The 17,506-nt window shown below is 38.3% G+C and carries 14 protein-coding genes, 1 riboswitch and 1 other annotated feature; of the genes, 3 read left to right on the top strand and 11 right to left on the bottom strand.

The features are described from left to right. Positions 1-122: 122 nt before the first annotated feature. The gene (locus SAY88_RS10425; RefSeq protein WP_332631613.1) at positions 123-1,175 is read right to left on the bottom strand and encodes a M14 family metallopeptidase; all 1,053 of its coding nucleotides are present in this window, start codon (positions 1,173-1,175) and stop codon (positions 123-125) included. Between the two features lie 185 nt (positions 1,176-1,360). Continuing rightward, positions 1,361-1,585: a binding site (T-box leader), on the top strand. A 75-nt stretch (positions 1,586-1,660) separates the two neighbouring features. On the opposite strand from SAY88_RS10425, the gene serA reads away from it, so the two are divergent. Beyond that, entirely contained in the window at positions 1,661-3,283 is a 1,623-nt protein-coding gene (gene serA, locus SAY88_RS10420) for a phosphoglycerate dehydrogenase (protein ID WP_332631611.1), read from the top strand. Positions 3,284-3,328: 45 nt separating this feature from the next. Here serA and SAY88_RS10415 read toward each other — a convergent pair whose 3' ends face one another. The 7 genes from SAY88_RS10415 to SAY88_RS10385 form a co-directional block, all read right to left on the bottom strand. Then, entirely contained in the window at positions 3,329-3,718 is a 390-nt protein-coding gene (locus SAY88_RS10415) for a hypothetical protein (protein ID WP_332631610.1), read from the bottom strand. A gap of 76 nt (positions 3,719-3,794) precedes the next feature. After that, a complete protein-coding gene (locus tag SAY88_RS10410) occupies positions 3,795-4,718 on the bottom strand; it encodes a peptidoglycan DD-metalloendopeptidase family protein (RefSeq protein WP_332631608.1) in 924 nt (307 codons plus the stop codon). 90 nt (positions 4,719-4,808) lie between these two features. After that, positions 4,809-5,915: a Ger(x)C family spore germination protein gene (locus tag SAY88_RS10405; RefSeq protein WP_332631607.1), complete on the bottom strand. Its 1,107-nt coding sequence runs from the start codon at positions 5,913-5,915 to the stop codon at positions 4,809-4,811. Beyond that, the gene (locus tag SAY88_RS10400) at positions 5,893-7,005 is read right to left on the bottom strand and encodes a GerAB/ArcD/ProY family transporter (protein WP_332631606.1); all 1,113 of its coding nucleotides are present in this window, start codon (positions 7,003-7,005) and stop codon (positions 5,893-5,895) included. The genes SAY88_RS10405 and SAY88_RS10400 overlap by 23 nt, the downstream gene beginning before the upstream one ends. A 14-nt stretch (positions 7,006-7,019) precedes the next feature. Continuing rightward, positions 7,020-8,495 (bottom strand): spore germination protein, encoded by a 1,476-nt coding sequence (locus SAY88_RS10395; RefSeq protein WP_332631605.1) that lies wholly within the window; start codon positions 8,493-8,495, stop codon positions 7,020-7,022. A 176-nt stretch (positions 8,496-8,671) separates the two neighbouring features. Continuing rightward, entirely contained in the window at positions 8,672-9,583 is a 912-nt protein-coding gene (locus SAY88_RS10390; RefSeq protein WP_332631604.1) for a VanW family protein, read from the bottom strand. Positions 9,584-9,795: 212 nt separating this feature from the next. Beyond that, positions 9,796-10,383: a cob(I)yrinic acid a,c-diamide adenosyltransferase gene (locus tag SAY88_RS10385; protein WP_332631603.1), complete on the bottom strand. Its 588-nt coding sequence runs from the start codon at positions 10,381-10,383 to the stop codon at positions 9,796-9,798. A gap of 241 nt (positions 10,384-10,624) precedes the next feature. Further along, positions 10,625-10,812: riboswitch (cobalamin riboswitch) on the top strand. Positions 10,813-10,936: 124 nt separating this feature from the next. Here SAY88_RS10385 and metE point away from each other — a divergent pair. Both metE and SAY88_RS10375 read left to right on the top strand, forming a co-directional pair. Continuing rightward, the gene (gene metE / locus SAY88_RS10380) at positions 10,937-13,216 is read left to right on the top strand and encodes a 5-methyltetrahydropteroyltriglutamate--homocysteine S-methyltransferase (RefSeq protein WP_332631602.1); all 2,280 of its coding nucleotides are present in this window, start codon (positions 10,937-10,939) and stop codon (positions 13,214-13,216) included. Positions 13,217-13,229: 13 nt separating this feature from the next. Next, positions 13,230-13,403: a hypothetical protein gene (locus SAY88_RS10375; protein ID WP_332631601.1), complete on the top strand. Its 174-nt coding sequence runs from the start codon at positions 13,230-13,232 to the stop codon at positions 13,401-13,403. A 58-nt stretch (positions 13,404-13,461) separates the two neighbouring features. On the opposite strand, the gene SAY88_RS10370 is transcribed toward SAY88_RS10375, so the two are convergent. From SAY88_RS10370 to ccsB, 3 genes are all read right to left on the bottom strand, one after another. Further along, positions 13,462-15,243 carry an ATP-binding protein gene (locus tag SAY88_RS10370; protein WP_332631600.1) on the bottom strand — a complete coding sequence of 594 codons (1,782 nt, stop codon included), beginning with the start codon at positions 15,241-15,243 and terminating at the stop codon, positions 13,462-13,464. A gap of 2 nt (positions 15,244-15,245) precedes the next feature. Continuing rightward, positions 15,246-15,959: a response regulator transcription factor gene (locus SAY88_RS10365; protein WP_250094791.1), complete on the bottom strand. Its 714-nt coding sequence runs from the start codon at positions 15,957-15,959 to the stop codon at positions 15,246-15,248. Positions 15,960-16,244: 285 nt separating this feature from the next. Next, complete coding sequence (gene ccsB / locus SAY88_RS10360) at positions 16,245-17,435, bottom strand: c-type cytochrome biogenesis protein CcsB (RefSeq protein WP_332631599.1); 1,191 nt, start codon at positions 17,433-17,435, stop codon at positions 16,245-16,247. Positions 17,436-17,506: the final 71 nt, after the last annotated feature.

Raw genomic sequence — 17,506 nt, 5'->3', positions numbered from 1 at the left:
TTTCTTAAATCTTAGAGAATGAAATAAAGTCAAAATAGAAACCCCACTTTAAAAAAGTGGGGTTTCTCGACAATCTGGAAAGATAGCTCAAAATTGAGCTATCTTTTTTCTGTTGCAACGTTCTAAAGAGTAAGTCCTTCTAGTGCAAGTAAGCAATTATTAGACCAAATCTCTGCAAAAGTTTCTACAGATAAAGGATTGGTGCCAACACCGACTTCTATTGTAAAGCCCGCTCTACCTGTCTCCTGAATAAACCAATCCTTATATCCACCATCACTTTCAGCTGTATGAACAGGTGTATATGAACTTACTAATGATAATCGATGAACCATCTCTTTGCTCTCTTTTGGCTCTAATCCACGGTAACCCCAATAAATCACTTGCCCCTGAGAATGAAAAGCTAAAACATAAGCAAATGAATGTTCCATTGTAAATCGGTATACAGCTTGCGCTTCTGGTTCAGTTAACGGTCCCTTACCGCTATAATGCCTTGCCCAAGGTATTTGAGGTGAACCTTTTGCTTCCTCTTCCCATCCTGCTGGCCACTGATGATTTAAGTCGACCCCCCTAATATTACTCGACCAGTGCTCAAACCTCTTAGCCCCTTTATTTATGTGTTGCACCTCTTTGGAAAATGGATGATCTGGATAAATTCCTTGAAGAACGAGATCTACTCCATCTGGATTAACTAATGGTACAACATAAAGGGTCACGTCTTGTAACAGTTTTGATACATCATATCCATACATAAGCTCACCTTTTTTGTGAAAGGTCGCAAGTTCATGTATGTAACGAGTTAAGAATTTACTCGTATGCCATTCGTTTGCATGCCACCCCCCTGAATAAAACACCTCTTTCTTACCACTCCCTATTGAAAGGGCATAAATTGGTTGATTCATGACGGAATAACCTAAGATTTCTACTCGAACACCCAAATTCTTTAAATCAGGAAGTCTTTTTTCTAAATCACTTTGAGAAAATTCTGTTTGACTGTCCCAATCAGTAATAATGTTTTGTTCAGCTTGAATAGCTGGTATATGAATTTCCATTCCTGGATGTACATAACTATTTTCGGCATAAATATGTGGGTTGAAAAACAATAGATCGAATGGACGTACGTTATACAAATACGCTATTTTTTTAACGGTTTCCCCTTTTTTAACGATATGTTTCATACTACCCCTCCTCGACTCATTTATATGTACGAATACTTTGAACCATACAAATGAAATAAATTTACCTTGTTTTCATTTTATAAAAAAAATTATTTACTTCTAGATTTTATATTGACACCTTGAAGACATTGTGTTAAATTATCAAACAATTAGTACTATTTCATCTTTATTGACAATTCAACATACAAGAAACGATGATGAAGAATGAAAGAATGATAAACCAATTCAGAGAACTAGTGGTTGCTGCGAACTAGTTTGGTCCATTCTTGATAGCCCTTCGGAGTTCATGTACTGAAGTGTAAGTAGGTACATTCGGATAATCCGTTATCTTGGAGACATATCTCCTTAAGATGCGCTCTCTTTGCGCATGAATGAGGGTGGCACCGCGGTTTAAACCTTCCGCCCCTCACGACAGCCGTCGTGTGGGCAGAAGGTTTTTTGTCGTATCTCACTAACATAAGTTGAAAAGATAAGGAGTGTAGAGAATGAAGAATCAAGTAATTGTCGACCGTCCTACAGGAAATCAAACAAAAGCGAAATATCAAATTTTAGTTTCAGACAGCATGAGCAAAGAGGGATTGCTCCCTTTACTAGAGAGCAATCAAGTTAAATGTGTTGAAAAAAACGTAAACGAGGTTGATGATTTATCTCTATTTGATGCTCTGCTTGTTCGAAGCGCAACAACAGTGACAGATGAGCTATTAACTAAGATGACTAATCTAAAAATTGTTGCTAGAGCGGGGGTAGGAGTAGATAACATTGATCTTGACGCAGCAACAAAACGGGGCGTAGTCGTCGTAAATGCACCTGATGGCAATACCATTTCCACAACTGAACATACATTTGCCATGATGATGTCTTTACTTAGAAATATCCCTCAAGCCGTTGCTTCTATAAAGGCAGGAGAATGGAATCGAAAAGCCTTTCAAGGATTTGAACTACGTGGAAAAACACTTGGAATTGTTGGGTTTGGACGGATTGGTACGCAATTGGCCCAACGTGCAAAAGCGTTTGAAATGTCTTTGCTCGTTTTTGACCCATTTTTAACGAAATCCCGTGCTGAAAAACTTGGGGTAACGACAGCAACTCTTGATGAAGTCCTTACAGGGTCAGATATTATTACCGTTCATACACCACTAACCAAGGAAACGAAAGGGTTACTAGGCATGGAAAATATCGCTAAAACAAAACCTGGTACATTTTTAATTAACTGCGCACGTGGTGGAATCATTGATGAACAGGCATTGAAACATTTCTTAGCTAACGGCCACATTGCCGGGGCCGCTCTTGACGTATTTGAAGAAGAACCAGCAACAGATAAAGAGCTCATTGCTTTTCCAAATGTAATCGGAACACCACATATTGCAGCTTCAACAAAGGAAGCTCAACTGAATGTAGCTGCTCAAGTTTCTGAAGAGGTATTGCGCTTCCTTGAAGGCGAACCGGCTAGCAATTCCATAAACTTACCTACACTTTCAAAAGAAGTCTATGAGAAAGTTAAGCCATTTTATGAACTCACGAAAAAAATGGGGAATATTCTTTCTCAAGTAATGCGTACACCTGTACAAGAAATTGATGTAAATTATGGAGGAACTGTAACAGGTTTAGAAACATCTATTACAACCCGTAGTCTTATGGCAGGCTTTTTGCAACCACGCGTTGATGCAGCAGTAAATGATGTAAATGCGGGTTTAATTGCAAAAGAACGAGGCATTAGTTATGGTGAAAAACAAATCAATCATACGTACGGTTACTCAAACATCATCCACGCAGTTGTCCGTGGAGAAGACCGGATATTTGAATTAAAAGGAACGTATATAAAAGAATATGGCCCACGAATTGTTAATATTAATGGGTTCAATGTTGACTTTACTCCAACTGGTCATTTAATCTACATTCAACATAATGACAGACCAGGAGTAATCGGTCGTATGGGTCAACTTTTAGCGGAACATCAAGTGAACATCGCTACGATGCAAGTTGGTCGGAAAGAAGAAGGTGGAGAAGCGATTATGATGGTCGCTGTCGATAAACTTGTTGACGATAAGGTTATTCTGGAACTTAAACAAATTGACGGCATTCACTTTGCTGAAACAATTGAGTGCTAACAAAAGAAGCAGGGACACTTATATTCGTCCCTGCTTCATTCTTAGCTACCAAATATATGTGAATAGTACATCCAACTGCTCTTCCACATCTCTTAATAAATACGCTCTCCCTAATTCTGTTACTGTTAATCGATTTTGATTTCGGCGTACCAATCCCTCAGCAAAAGCGACATCAATATAAAATTGATACAAATGTGCACCCTTTTGTTTCGTCTTCTGGCTCATCAATCCGTATCCAAACGTGCGATCATGTGAACGCCAGAAGCGGGGATGTAGTTCTTTCTCATTAATCATTCGAATCGATTCGTGCTGATTAATTTTTTTGAGCATAAAGATAAAACCATCAACCAAGTCCACTTGATAGCTATTCAAATCAGTCTGTTTGTTGAGCCATTGGAATAACTCCGTATCCGCCCTAACCTGTTCCAATTCCATTAAAAATTTCATCCCTATCAATCAATAACTTGCCTTAATCTTACCATATTCGACAAGTTTTTCACAAGCTTGTCCATTAATTTATAACGATGGTCTGACCTGGAATGATCACATCCGTTTGTAAATCATTTTGTTCTATGATTTCTACAGCCGTCACTCCATAGCTCCTTGCAATAGAGGTTAACGTTTCTCCGGATTGAATGACGTGGACCTGATTGGTTTGAAACGCAACAAGTGTATCATCAACTGTAATAACGTCACTAGAGAGGTGATTCCACTCTTTTAACTCATCTACGGAGACCCCCAATTTTTTTGAAAGACTCCATAATGTGTCTCCTGCATTCACGGTTACTTCGACTAGCTTATCATATGAACCGAAACGATCATCTCTCTCTTCCAATTGGTTTGGACTCATAACAGAAACAATTTCGCGCTGCTTCCAGTCTTCCCCATACGGAGAGTCATCTCCTAATGATGCAAACATATACTCAGGCTCTTTTGATAGAACTAGAAACGGATCTATTGACTCAGATTTTTCGACATTCCACTTTCCTTTATGTACTTCAAAATGCAGGTGATTTCCAGAAGATCTTCCAGTTGTACCAACTGTACCAATTTTCTCCCCTTCTGTTAGAGCTTCTCCCTCTTCCACCATTCTTTCATGTAGATGAGCATACACCGTTTCAAGTCCATTTTCATGGTCTACAAAAACGACATTTCCATATGTATCAGAATAGTACGATCTACTGACCGTACCATCTGCGATCGTTACAACAACCGTTCCTTCTGGAGCAGCAATATCAATTCCATAGTGCTTGCCCCATCTTGTCCCATATGTATCGGTTATTTCACCGACAGTGGGCCAGATGAGAGCTTCAAAGAGCTCTTCCGGCACCTCTTCTTTTGTTTGGGCAAAAGATGTTGATGTACTTATAAATAGTAGGCCAATAAACGTAGCTAGGGCCAGAGCAATACAAATTCGCTTAATAAAATCAACCATACTTTCCTCCTTATTTGTATCTATTCATCATACCCATTGTTTCACATAGTTATCCTATTGAAGCTTGAATCGTTTTATTCCATAATCTTTTTACTCAATTGCTCCTGATTGAATAATCTTTACATTTACATGTACATTAAATTCAGCACTTGCATATAACGAACTTTCCCATTCTTCTGGATCCCAATCTCTAGTAGTGCTCCGGTATTTTTCTCCCATCCCAACCGGATCTATACCTCCTTCTTGAAATTGAACTAATAATTCCTGACCTCGATTTGCTATTTGTTCTTCAATAGACTGTTCCATTTCTTTGATAATATCGGCCTGATCTAAATTCATCTTTCCGTTATAATCTTCGATAGCCCCCTTTATGGATATATCGAGAGTAAATACAGGCACGTCTCCTGATTTATCTAAATTCCTTTTCACATCACTATGTAGCTTTTCTAGTACAACATAACTTTGTTCATCTTCATACTCTACTTCAAATTGCTGAACTGCTTGCCTTGTTGTATCGATCATCATTTTTAAAATAAAAGAGTCATTCAGATCAAGTTTGGAATGATACCTTTCTCCATCAAACAACGCCGTCCCTATTACTGATATTCGATCATCCGTTTGCTCTAGCAATGGCAAGTAAGGATCACGTCCATCATTATAAAGACTAAAAAGAAATTCATGCATATTTGTAGGAGGCAATATACTTGTATCATAATTCTGTTCAATAAGCTCTGGTATATAAACCCCTGCCAATTCACCGATTCCTAAATCAGAATCAAGTAGAGCTCCAGCATCATTTCCTTCTACAACTGCTAGTAATATGCGATTTCCAACGGAAGGATCACGATACATGGGTCTAACAGTATTTTCCACTCCTTGTTCAGCTAACTCCTGACTAAAAAGTAACAGCCTTAGTTGCCCAAACCTTACTGGCTTTTGAGATTGTTTGTTTAATGATATTCTCGTTCCTTTTGCCGTTTCTCCCGTTGCAGAAATAATCCCTTGTTGCAATTCTTGTTCTTGTCCTTGTTCTGGGAACGTTGGAAACGTAACCGTAAATTTTAATCCCTTTTCCTTATCAAAATCAAATGCTGCTGCACGAATCATTGAAACTTCATCCACAACCCTTGTCTCTAAACATCCTGATAGAACAAACAACAGCAGTACTAATAAACTACATAGTAGTCGTTTGTTCATGACTGCCCCTCCTGAACTTCAATACAATCGCTTGCAAAACGACTAGTATCGGTATATAGACAAAAACGAGATAAAATCCAATTTCACCAACCCACATATCAACTAAACCCACTTCTTGCCTAGTCGGCATTAATAATACGATTATAACCATTAAAGCTAAAGATATAACTAGTGCTATTCTTTGATTCATTTGAAAAATTCGTTTTGCACAACGACTTGCAGCCCATAAAGCAAGCGCAATATTTGGGACAATGAGAAACATCCATAGAGATATACCAATATACTCAAATCGTTCTAAAAACGGCAATTGCACGACTTTGTAAAGAGTAAGGGTTGCCCAAATCGTCCGATTCAACTGTTCTTCACTATAAAAAGCTAGGCTAACAACCATGAGACCCGTATACGATATCGTAGTCATCGCTGCTCCAAAGTGGGCCCATTTTTGAGTAAGCTCTTTGTTTTTTAGGAATGGATAATAAAGTAGCAACAGCTCAAAGCCAAGAAAGCTTAAGGTCGTCTCTTTAGCCCCTAATGCAAGCTCCACAATCGAATGTTTCCAAATAGGAAGCATATTAATAAAATTAGCAAATTCTAATGGCAATAGCAGAATCGGAACTAATACAATCGGGATAATGACACCTAAGAAAGTTAAGCCAACAACGGTCCTGAATCCTCCAGAAACAACATAGTAAAAAAAAGCAGCGGCTACAATAGCCATGCCCCAAGTAGGAAGGTCTGGAAACATCCAAACTTGAACAATCTCAATATATCCACGCAAAACAGTAGTTCCTAATACAACAAAATATAAACAAGCAAAAAAACTTAACGTATTCCCAAGCCATTTCCCAAATATTTGCTGATGAATAGAAATTAAATCGCCATTTGAACGCTTTAGCAAAATATACATGCAGGCAATAACCAGATGGACAACCATCCCCGCCATTAAGACCGAGATCCACGCATCATACCCAGCACTTTTAACGACCGTTCGTTGATAGCTTAAAACCCCCATCCCCACTTGCATGCCATTAATCAAAAATAACGTTAAAAACCCTGAAACTAAATATTTCTCTTTAATAGGATTGTCCATTTGTTCACCTCCAACTATTCATCAATATCATGTTTCTTACTAGCTCTTGAGAAATTAAACCTACCTTTATCCCGTGGTCTTAAATAAACCGGACGTGACGACATCCAGTTAAAAGGTAGTCGTACAAATGCATCTTTCCAATCTGTTAATCTAGGTGGGAAGATCGGTTCAAAATAAGGTCTTCCTAGTGACTTCAATTGCAAAAGATGCGCTATTGTGACTAAAGCAAAAAACGCAATCCCAACTCCTCCAGTAAAAGCAGCGGCTATTAGGATAGGAAAACGAATTAAACGAATTGTATTGCCCATTTGATAAACAGGTGTTGTAAAGGAAGCAAGGGCTGCTAAAGCAACGATAATAAGAAGAATATTGCTTGTTAGACCAGCCTCGACCGACGCTTGTCCAATAACAATCCCTCCAACGATCCCAATAGTCTGACCAACTTTTGTCGGTAATCTAGCCCCTGCTTCTCGTAATAGCTCAATTGTTAATTCAAGAAAAATTGCTTCAATAATCGGCGGAAAAGGGATATTACTCCTAGATGCAATAATTGTTGAGAGCAAATCTCTAGGAATCAATTCATAGTGAAATGTCAGCACCGCTACATATACAGGAGTTGCAAAAACGGAAAAAGCAACAGCAAAGAAACGTAATAACCGTACACTTGATGAAATGTGCCAAGACATATAGTAGTCTTCTAACGATGAGAAAAATTCAACCAACGTTGTCGGACCGAAGATCGCTTCTGGTGATCCATCCGCTAAAAAGGCGACTTTTCCTTCCGCTATGGCTGCTGCAACACGCTCTGGCCTTTGTGTATTAATCATTTGTGGAAAAACAGACATCTGATTATCACTAATCATTTGAGCTAGGCTATTTGAATCAATCACCTGGTCAAATTCAATGTCTGACAATCTTTGTTCGACCGTTTTTAAGTTTTCTTTGTCAACAATGCCATCTATATACAACAAAGAAACACGAGTTTGTGTCATTTTTCCAAGTTTCATTTCTTTTATTTTTAGTTGCGGCAAAGGCAATCGTTTCCGGATTAAATTAATATTTGTGTCTATTGACTCAATAAAGGACTCTTGTGGACCATTTACAGTAAATTCATTTTCAGAGGGAGCTACTTCCCGACCCGAATCCAGCGCCACTTCAACTATTGCACATTTTGATGGATTTCCCCCTTCAAATATGACAATAAAACCTTGCATAACCTTCTTACGTAAATCATTTGGTGATTTAGTGATTTCTTTTGCTTGAATGGGAATGTCCCTTACTATTTCCTCTAATGTTTGACTTTCTGACTCCGTGATAAATGGAAGTATGTCCTTATTTAGACGATCTGTATCAATTAATGTTTGAAAATAGGCAATATGAAACCCTTTGGAGGCGATCGATAAATCATGCATGACAAAATCACTTGATTGTTGAAACATCTGTAACGCATCTTGAAGTGTTTCTTTTCGTTTATCTTGAATTTGTTTCAACAGCCATCTTCCAAGCACTTCTATCACCCTTTCCGAATTCCCCATACATTGTCGCTTTTAGTATGAAATGGAATCAGAACAATTATGCGGTTGCAAGCTAACATTCTAAATAACATAATCAAAAAAACCTTCTGTTCCCATAAAAAAAGAACATAAGCATCAGCATGCTTACATTCTCAGTGCGTATGGACAGTCACAAGGATTTCTCCTCGCTCTAAACTAACATCTGACTTTATTAGTACAGGGTATGGATGAGGGTTTGTAAACCTAAAATCCGGTCCTCCCCACGAAACAGTTGCATCTCTGCCAGGAGCTACATAACCAATTTCTCTAGAATGCGTGTATCTTTCAACCATTTCTAAACCAGCCTTATCGACTGCATTAAACAACGTGGATGACGTTTGGCATATACCTCCTCCAATACCGATAACGAACTCTTTATTAACAATTTCCTTCGCTTCTTGATACCCCCGCTCTCTTGTTCTCTCTCCAACTGTTTGGTTAAATGAAAACGAGTCACCTGGACCTAAAACAACTCCTGAAATGGCCTCGGCTGATAATTTCACGTTTTGAGATCTCCCTGAAACGGCAGGGTTAAAATGTGTTTTAAATTCACCTATCGTTCGTTGATCAATCCCAACTAGATCTTCTTCTGAAACAGAAGGTGCAGTGACAGAAATCGGCATCACTAAATCTTTTGTTCCTGCTTCTAATTCTTGTAATTGGGCAACAAGCTCCTGCTCAGATAAAACCACTCGTTCTTTCCCTGGAGCAAATTCCCCATTTGGAAGGATGCGTGGATTTTCCATCGCTTTGTCTATTTGCATAGCTAACTCTCTAGCTAATTGTTGTAAAGCTTCTTTATCAAGCGAATGACTAAACATATATCCATAGTCATTTAGAACGACATCATGTTGTTGGTCATTCCATTCATCAATTAAATTAAGCTTCCAATATACAGGTTGTTTCCAATTCAATTCTGATTGAAAATAAGTAGAATGAGCAGCAACAGGTTTCGGTCCTTCAGCCGAAACATCATTGCTACACCCAGCTAATAATAAAAGAACAACAAGCCAACTTTTTTTCATCCCATATCCCCCTCTAACTTGTTCCAACACATTTACCAATATATGAGAGGAAATATGAATCATTCCAGGCAAATACACAATTCTTGTTAAAAATCGAGTACAAATCCCACTAAGCAATAGGAAGGCACGGAAAAAGGTAAAAACCAGAGACCACTGAAAAAAGGTGAAAACAGTACCTTTTTCAGTGGCCTTTCTAATAGTATGGCTTCATATTACTGCTCTTTCTTTCGCTTTCCTCCTTTAAAAACAATTGCACTTCTTTCATATTCTACATCCTTTACCCCAAGCCTAGCATTGACGACTCGGGCAATAGCAAAGAAATAATCCGAAAGCCGGTTTAGATATTTTAATACAATTGGATTCACCTCTGACCCGCGTTGTAGCCTTGTTACATAACGTTCAGCTCTCCTTGTAACAGTTCGGCACACATGCAGTGTAGCCGCGGCATCCGCACCACCAGGTAAAATAAATCTTTCTAATTCAGGAGCTTCTTCAACATAAACATCAATTCGCTTCTCTAAGAAATCTATCATTTCTTGTTTGGCTTTGTAAGGGTATTCTTTTGTCGCCCTTATCATCGCTAAATCTCCACCGCAATCAAACAATTCATGTTGAATTTTTATTAACTCCATTTTTATATCAGGAAACTGTTCTTCGTCCAACTGCGCCACAGCCTGACCGATAAATGAATTCAATTCATCTGTTGTACCGTATGCAATTACTCGAGTGTCATCCTTATCAAGCCTTCCTCCTATCACACTCGTTTTCCCCTCATCACCTGTACGTGTATATAACTTCATCTAACATCCTCCTTCATCCTATTATTATCTCATTAAAATATTACCCTTTTATGAAATCGCTTTTTTAACACGCTTCCTAAAAAATATGTACGTTCTATCCAAGATAGTAGTATTACCTGAGACGCTCCATTCATTTTAGTATACATGATTTTTGTATCCACATAAAAACACTAGATTTTCTAAATGTGAAAATAAAGAAACTATTGACAATCAACCACCTCTTAAGATAAAGTTTAAAACAATTTCATATGTTGAAAATAGGTACTTTGAATGTTGATTCAAAGTTTAAAAGGGAATCCGGTGAAAATCCGGAGCGGTCCCGCCACTGTAATAGAGGAGTTATTATGAATTGTCACTGGCCAATGGCTGGGAAGACCATGATGACGTTGATTCTAGAGCCAGGAGACCTGCCTATTTTAACAACACTGCTTTACCTACGGGAGATAGGGAGGTGTTAACAATATATCATTGATTTTTCTATGGATATCGTTACCCTATTTTCGGTAATGATATCCATTTTTTTCGTTTATAACATTATTTAGGAGGCTATTTCATGAAAACAGTTAAAAGCAGTAATTTAGGTTATCCTCGTATTGGTGAGAACCGTGAATGGAAAAAAACATTAGAATCATTTTGGGATTCTACAATCAGCGAGGAAATATTTTCCACACGAATGAAAAAGTACCGCCTGCACCACCTTCAAAAGCAAAAAGATAAAGGTATTGATTACATTCCTGTCGGTGATTTCTCTTACTATGATCATGTGCTTGATACGGCTTCTATGTTTGGATTAGTGCCGAAACGTTTTGCCCATACGTCAGGCCCTGTTTCTTTATCAACATATTTTGCCATGGCTCGAGGTACCCAAGGAGCACATGCATGCGAAATGACGAAGTGGTTTAACACTAACTATCATTACATCGTTCCAGAAATTGAAGATAAAGAACCCGAATTAGTTGAAAACAAACCGCTTCATGCATTCTTAGAAACGAAAAAAGAATTAAATATTATTGGTAAACCCGTTATTCTTGGACCTTTTACTTTCTTAAAACTAGCAAAAGGCTATAAAGAAGAAGAGTTTGCTAGCATCTTAAACAGTTTTGTTCCAGTATATACACAATTGTTGTCTGAACTTGCTGATGCCGGTGCGAAACTCGTACAAGTAGATGAGCCATATCTTGCTATGGATATAACAAACGAGGAAATGGAGATTTTCTCTAACCTTTACCGTGAAATTGTAACAAACGTACCCAATGTCGATATCTTATTGCAAACGTATTTTGAGTCCGTTTCTCACTATGAACAATTAGTACAAATTCCGGTTAAAGGAATTGGTCTCGATTTTGTATATGGCTATAAAGAAAACATTGATGCTATTGAACGATTTGGTTTTCCTGTAGATAAAGTATTAGGGGTAGGAATCATTGATGGAAGGAATATTTGGAGAAGCAATCTGCTAGAAAGTCATCAATTTTTAGATAGGCTTAACAAGCTTGTTCCGTTTAAAAATCAAATTCTACAACCATCCTCTAGCTTGCTGCACGTTCCTGTTTGTTTGGACCAAGAAACAGGGCTAGATCCAATTGTTAAAGAAGCTTTAGCTTTTGGCGACGAAAAACTTGATGAGTTACGGTTACTAAAAGAGGTGATAAATGACCCATCTCAGGCATCACAATCGTTATTGAACCGTCACCAACAGACGTTTGAAAAACTAAACCAATCAAATTGGCGTTTAAGAAAGGAAACTGCCGGGCTTCCTACAAAACGAACGAAGGAATTTCAGGAGAGATATCAATTACAAAACCAAAAATGGAATTTGCCTCTTCTACCAACAACAACAATTGGTAGCTTTCCTCAGACTACGGAGATCAGAAAAGCTCGATTTAAATGGAGACAAGGCGAACTATCAAATGATACATACGAGGCTAACATCAAGTCCATGATTGAAAGATGGATTCGCATTCAAGAAGAGTTAGATATTGATGTACTCGTACATGGAGAATTTGAACGAAATGATATGGTTGAATTTTTTGGTGAGAAGTTAAATGGATTTGCCTTTTCTAAAAATGGCTGGGTGCAATCATATGGATCACGCTGCGTTAAACCACCAATCATTTTCGGTAACGTATCACTCGATAAACCGATGACGCTTAATGAAACACTTTATGCTCAGTCTCTTACCGACCGTCCAGTTAAAGGAATGTTAACCGGTCCAGTTACAATTTTGAATTGGTCCTTTGTTCGTAACGATATCCCGCACAAAGAAGTGGCCTATCAAATTGCAGAAGCTTTACTAAAAGAAGTACAATCATTAGAAAATGCGGGAATTACCATGATACAAGTTGATGAACCTGCTTTAAGAGAAGGTCTACCATTAAAGAAAGAAAAACATGATGCGTATTTAAATTGGGCCGTTGAAGCCTTCCGTATGAGCACATCAGATGTAGCAGAAACGACACAAATTCATACACATATGTGTTACAGCGATTTTAATGAAATTATCGAAGCTATAAAAGAACTTGATGCCGATGTTATCTCCATTGAAACATCAAGAAGTCATGCGGAAATCATCTCAGCATTTGAGACAAATGTCTATGACAAAGGAATCGGACTTGGCGTGTACGATATTCACAGTCCTCGTGTTCCAAGTGAAGGTGAAATGACTTCAACTATTGAACGAGCACTGTCGGTTTTACCAGCTGAACTCTTTTGGGTAAATCCAGACTGCGGGTTAAAAACACGCGGCGAAAAAGAAACGGTTGCCGCTTTAGAGGTTATGGTGAAGGCTGCGAAATCTGCAAGAAATCAGCTAACCAAACAAGTCACTCAATAAGAAGGAGCTGCAAATGAGATATGAACTAATCACCTTTTTAAAGCAAACAAAAGATGAGAAAGTTATTCTTGTTTTTATTAAAAATATGGACCGCAAAAGCTTACTGACATTATTTCATTATCTCTCATTCACTGATTCGAAAACAAAAGAACGCTGGATTGCTGCTTATTATAAGTTATCGACCTAATAAGGATAAAAAAGATCTTCCTCTACAACTATAATAGTAGAGGAAGACCTATTATTACCTAAGATTGTCTATTCCCTGGAATGAAGAAGGAAAATGTCGTTCCTTCATTCATTTTACTGTGAACGGATATATGGCCATCGTGCGCTACTACGATATTTTTCGCAATTGCAAGACCAAGACCTGTCCCTCCACGTCCTCTCGTCCTAGCTTTATCCGCTTTGTAAAAGCGTTCAAACACATATGGCAGATCTGCTTCCGGTATGCCTGAGCCTGTATCAACAACATCAAATTTACATCCTTCATTATAACCGCGAATAATTAGCTTGACTTTACCATTTTCACTTGTATGTCGAATTGCATTATGCAATAAATTTGTTAACACTTGCTCAATTCGATCTGGATCACATTTTATCGTTGTCACGTCAACCATCTCTAATGAAACATCAATTCCTTGCTCTCTAGCTAAACCATGGAATTTCCGAATAACACGTTCTGCAAATGACTGAATATCCAACTCTTCTTTATTCAGTTCAACATGTCCAGCTTCCATTCTAGCAATATCAAGAAGTTCATTTACTAATCTACCCATTCGTAAAGACTCATCATAAATGATTTTAGCAATTTCTTTTTTCTCTTCATCAGAGCCAGCAATATCATCAATAATTGCTTCACTATACCCTTGCAACATTGAGATAGGTGTCCGTAGCTCATGTGAGACATTGGCAATAAAGTCTTTACGAAGTTTATCATGCCTGCGATCTTCCGTCATATCTCGAAGAACAGCGACTGCTCCCCGTATCTCCTGACGATCGTATAATGGTGTCATTAAAACCGTCCAGCTTCTCCCTTGCATTTCTACTTCAGCTACTTGTTCTTTTTCTAACAAAACAACCTTCTCAAACAATGTTTGTAGTGCAGCTGGTAGTGGTTCATCACTATCATGCTTCATTCCCTGCTCATAGTACCAAGATTGAATAAATCGCTCAGCCGGTGGATTAGTCAAAACAACCCGGCCTTTCTTATTTAACGTAATAACACCATCAGCCATACTCCCTAAAATGCGGGAAAGTTGCTCCTTCTCTTGGTTTAAGGCATTAATATTCGTATTTAATTCACGACCCATTCGGTTAAATGCAATTGCTAGGTGACCAATCTCATCATGAGTAAGGATCGGTATTTTTGTGTCAAATTTACCTTGAGCCACCTCTAAAGCTACTTCCCTCATTTTACGCAAAGGTGCATTAATTCGAGTCGATAAGAAGAAAGCAAAAATCGTTGTTAGAACTAACGCAATACCAGCGGAGAAATAAATAATTTGCTTTGTTTCATTCGACGCCTCTTCAATCGCAGCTAATGATTGATACAGAAATACAGCCCCATCATCAAATCGCTCAGGAGACAGCGGAACGCCTACAACCATAATCTCGGAATGAACTTCTTCTCCATCTCCAACAAAAATAAAGTCTCCTTCTGTCATCACGACTTTTTCACCAGAAAACACTTGTGATAATGTCTCATCTGTAAAAAATGTATCCAGCGTTACTTGATGAGCTTCAGCTTCATCTGTGCTCCATGTTTTCTCTCCATCTACAAGGATAATAATATGGGTATCAAAAGCCTGCCCATATTGATCAATCGTATAAAGTGCATCTCTTTCATTTTCGTAGCCTTCATACATAGAAGCAATCATTGTCGCATGGTTAACAAGCTGCGACTCTGCCTCATTTACATGGAATCTCTCAAATGATTGAAGCATCAGCACCATCAAAATACTAAGGACAACAGAGACTAAAGCTAAAATGGTAAACCAAAGCTTCCCTACGACACTTCGCCAAAACATTCTTACTTCACAGCCTCAAATTTATAACCGATCCCCCATACAGTGGAAATCATTGAAGCAGCTTCAGGTGAAATTTTATTTAATTTTTCACGTAACCGTTTAATATGCGTATCAACCGTACGTAGATCTCCAAAGAAGTCGTAATTCCATACATCTTTTAATAACTGCTCTCTAGAAAACACTTTATCAGGCGACTGAGCCAAATAATGAAGCAGTTCATATTCTTTCGGAGTCAGGCTAATTTCTTCATCTGACACTGTCACTCGATGTGCGTCATTATCAATCATTAAATGTTGAAAAACCAATACATCTTTTGCTTGTGTGTCCGTTTGCAAAAATTTAGTTGAAGAAGACCGTCTTAATAATGCCTTTACTCGCAAGATGACCTCGCGAGGGCTAAATGGCTTAACAATGTAATCATCTGTCCCTACTTCAAATCCTTGCACTCGGTTTGCTTCCTCCCCTTTTGCAGTCAGCATCATCACTGGTGTAGCCTTTGTTTTCCTCAGTTCTTGGCAAACTTCTATTCCATCCATTCCAGGCATCATAATATCTAGAAGGATTAAGTCGTACTCCTCACCAAGAGCCAATTCTAATGCTTGCTCACCATTCTCTGCTTCTTCTACTTCATAGTTTTCACGCTCTAGATACATCTTTAACAATCTGCGAATTCGATCCTCATCGTCCACTACTAAAATTCGTGCTTCTTTTTCCATATCTAATTCCTCCTCCTATCGAGCTGTATTTATCAATTTTATCATGTATAACAAGATGAAAGGAAAACCACGCATCTACATTCCTTCTTAAAAAGTCAACCTAAACTTTTTCTAAGGGCTTCAAGGAAGGTGCAATAAGTAACTTTACTTTATTAAAAGCCTGCTATGATTGAGGTCTCATAGCAGGCAAGCAACGTCAGAGCCACGCCTTGTTCATTGAGGTACAGAAAAAGGTCGATCGAAGCCTTTTCGTAGGTAATTCAACTAGTGAGGACTTTTCTTATGTTATAAGGCGTATGAGTGCAAACCTGCGATAACAAGGTTAACAAACACTAAGTTAAACATAATAATGGCGAACCCAATTACACATAGCCAAGCTGATTTCTCTCCATGCCATCCTTTTGATAACCGTAAATGTAAATAGGCAGCATAGAAAAGAAATGTAATGAGTGCCCACACTTCTTTCGGATCCCACCCCCAGAAGCGTGTCCAAGCAATTTGGGCCCAAATCATGGCGAAGATTAGTCCACCTAGGGTAAATATCGGGAAGCCAATTGCAATGGCACGATAACTTACTTCATCAACTGCTTGAGGGCTAACTCCCTTTAATATCGGTTGGATTGCTGCACCAATTCGTTTCCGTAAAACGAACCTTAACACCCAATACAGGACAAAGCCTGAGAATAGAGACCAAATAACTGTATTTAAGTCATTAGCTACAATAATGGCCGGAGCGTGAACAATTGGTGACATAACTCCTTCCGTTAAAAGTTGCCCCTCATTCGGACCAACTAAGGCTGGGAGAGTATACGTCATTTCTGCTTCCATTCCATTTTCATTGATGTATGCAAAATTCGCTTCATAATTCATTGCATTAAAAATAGAACCCATTAAAATAAAACCAACTAAACTTAAAATGGCATACAAAACAAATTCCAATGATCGAGTTTGTTTATTTGCTTCAGTAAAATCTATCGTCCGAATAAGGTAAATAAGGCCTGCTACAAAACCTATAGCAAGGATCCCTTGACCAATTGCGGTTGTAATAACATGAATTTTCAGCCAAATACTTTGAAGGGCAGGAATAAGCGGGGCCACTTCACCAGGAAACATTGAGCCATATGCAATAATGAGCATAACAATTGGCATTGTAAACAACCCAAGATAATTAGAGCGATAAATAGCATAAATAATAACAAATGCAAAGCCAATCGCGATTCCAAGGAATGTCATATACTCAAACATATTACTAACTGGAGCATGTCCTGAATGAATCCAGCGTGTGATAAAATACGCAATTGATAATAAAGAACCTAAAATTGACAATAGGAAGCCGAAAAAACCCCACCTGTTTCCGGTCATTTCCCCTTGTTTGTCACGCCATTTCTTCCCTGTAATAGAGACAGTAAACGCAATCGTCGCTAATAGATAGACGAAAAAGGCAAAAAGTAGGAAATTTGAACTAATTGCTGCCATTTGATGTATCCTCCTCACAAAAAGGGCTAGGAATGTCTCCATTCCCAATCCCTTTCCTAAAACCTAAAATA

Origin of the sequence: Halalkalibacter flavus (assembly GCF_036663575.1) — a bacterium.
GTDB classification, from domain to species: domain Bacteria; phylum Bacillota; class Bacilli; order Bacillales; family Bacillaceae_D; genus Halalkalibacter; species Halalkalibacter flavus.
This window is presented reverse-complemented; position numbering and strand designations above follow the sequence as displayed.

Coding starts and splice junctions, on each gene's coding strand:
- SAY88_RS10405 (WP_332631607.1), bottom strand. CDS start 5,915: ATGAACAAACGACTACTATGTAGTTTATTAGTACTGCTGTTGTTTGTT.
- SAY88_RS10365 (WP_250094791.1), bottom strand. CDS start 15,959: ATGGAAAAAGAAGCACGAATTTTAGTAGTGGACGATGAGGATCGAATT.
- SAY88_RS10375 (WP_332631601.1), top strand. CDS start 13,230: ATGAGATATGAACTAATCACCTTTTTAAAGCAAACAAAAGATGAGAAA.
- SAY88_RS10410 (WP_332631608.1), bottom strand. CDS start 4,718: ATGGTTGATTTTATTAAGCGAATTTGTATTGCTCTGGCCCTAGCTACG.
- SAY88_RS10400 (WP_332631606.1), bottom strand. CDS start 7,005: ATGGACAATCCTATTAAAGAGAAATATTTAGTTTCAGGGTTTTTAACG.
- SAY88_RS10390 (WP_332631604.1), bottom strand. CDS start 9,583: ATGAAAAAAAGTTGGCTTGTTGTTCTTTTATTATTAGCTGGGTGTAGC.
- SAY88_RS10370 (WP_332631600.1), bottom strand. CDS start 15,243: ATGTTTTGGCGAAGTGTCGTAGGGAAGCTTTGGTTTACCATTTTAGCT.
- ccsB (WP_332631599.1), bottom strand. CDS start 17,435: ATGGCAGCAATTAGTTCAAATTTCCTACTTTTTGCCTTTTTCGTCTAT.
- metE (WP_332631602.1), top strand. CDS start 10,937: ATGAAAACAGTTAAAAGCAGTAATTTAGGTTATCCTCGTATTGGTGAG.
- SAY88_RS10425 (WP_332631613.1), bottom strand. CDS start 1,175: ATGAAACATATCGTTAAAAAAGGGGAAACCGTTAAAAAAATAGCGTAT.
- SAY88_RS10385 (WP_332631603.1), bottom strand. CDS start 10,383: ATGAAGTTATATACACGTACAGGTGATGAGGGGAAAACGAGTGTGATA.
- serA (WP_332631611.1), top strand. CDS start 1,661: ATGAAGAATCAAGTAATTGTCGACCGTCCTACAGGAAATCAAACAAAA.
- SAY88_RS10415 (WP_332631610.1), bottom strand. CDS start 3,718: ATGGAATTGGAACAGGTTAGGGCGGATACGGAGTTATTCCAATGGCTC.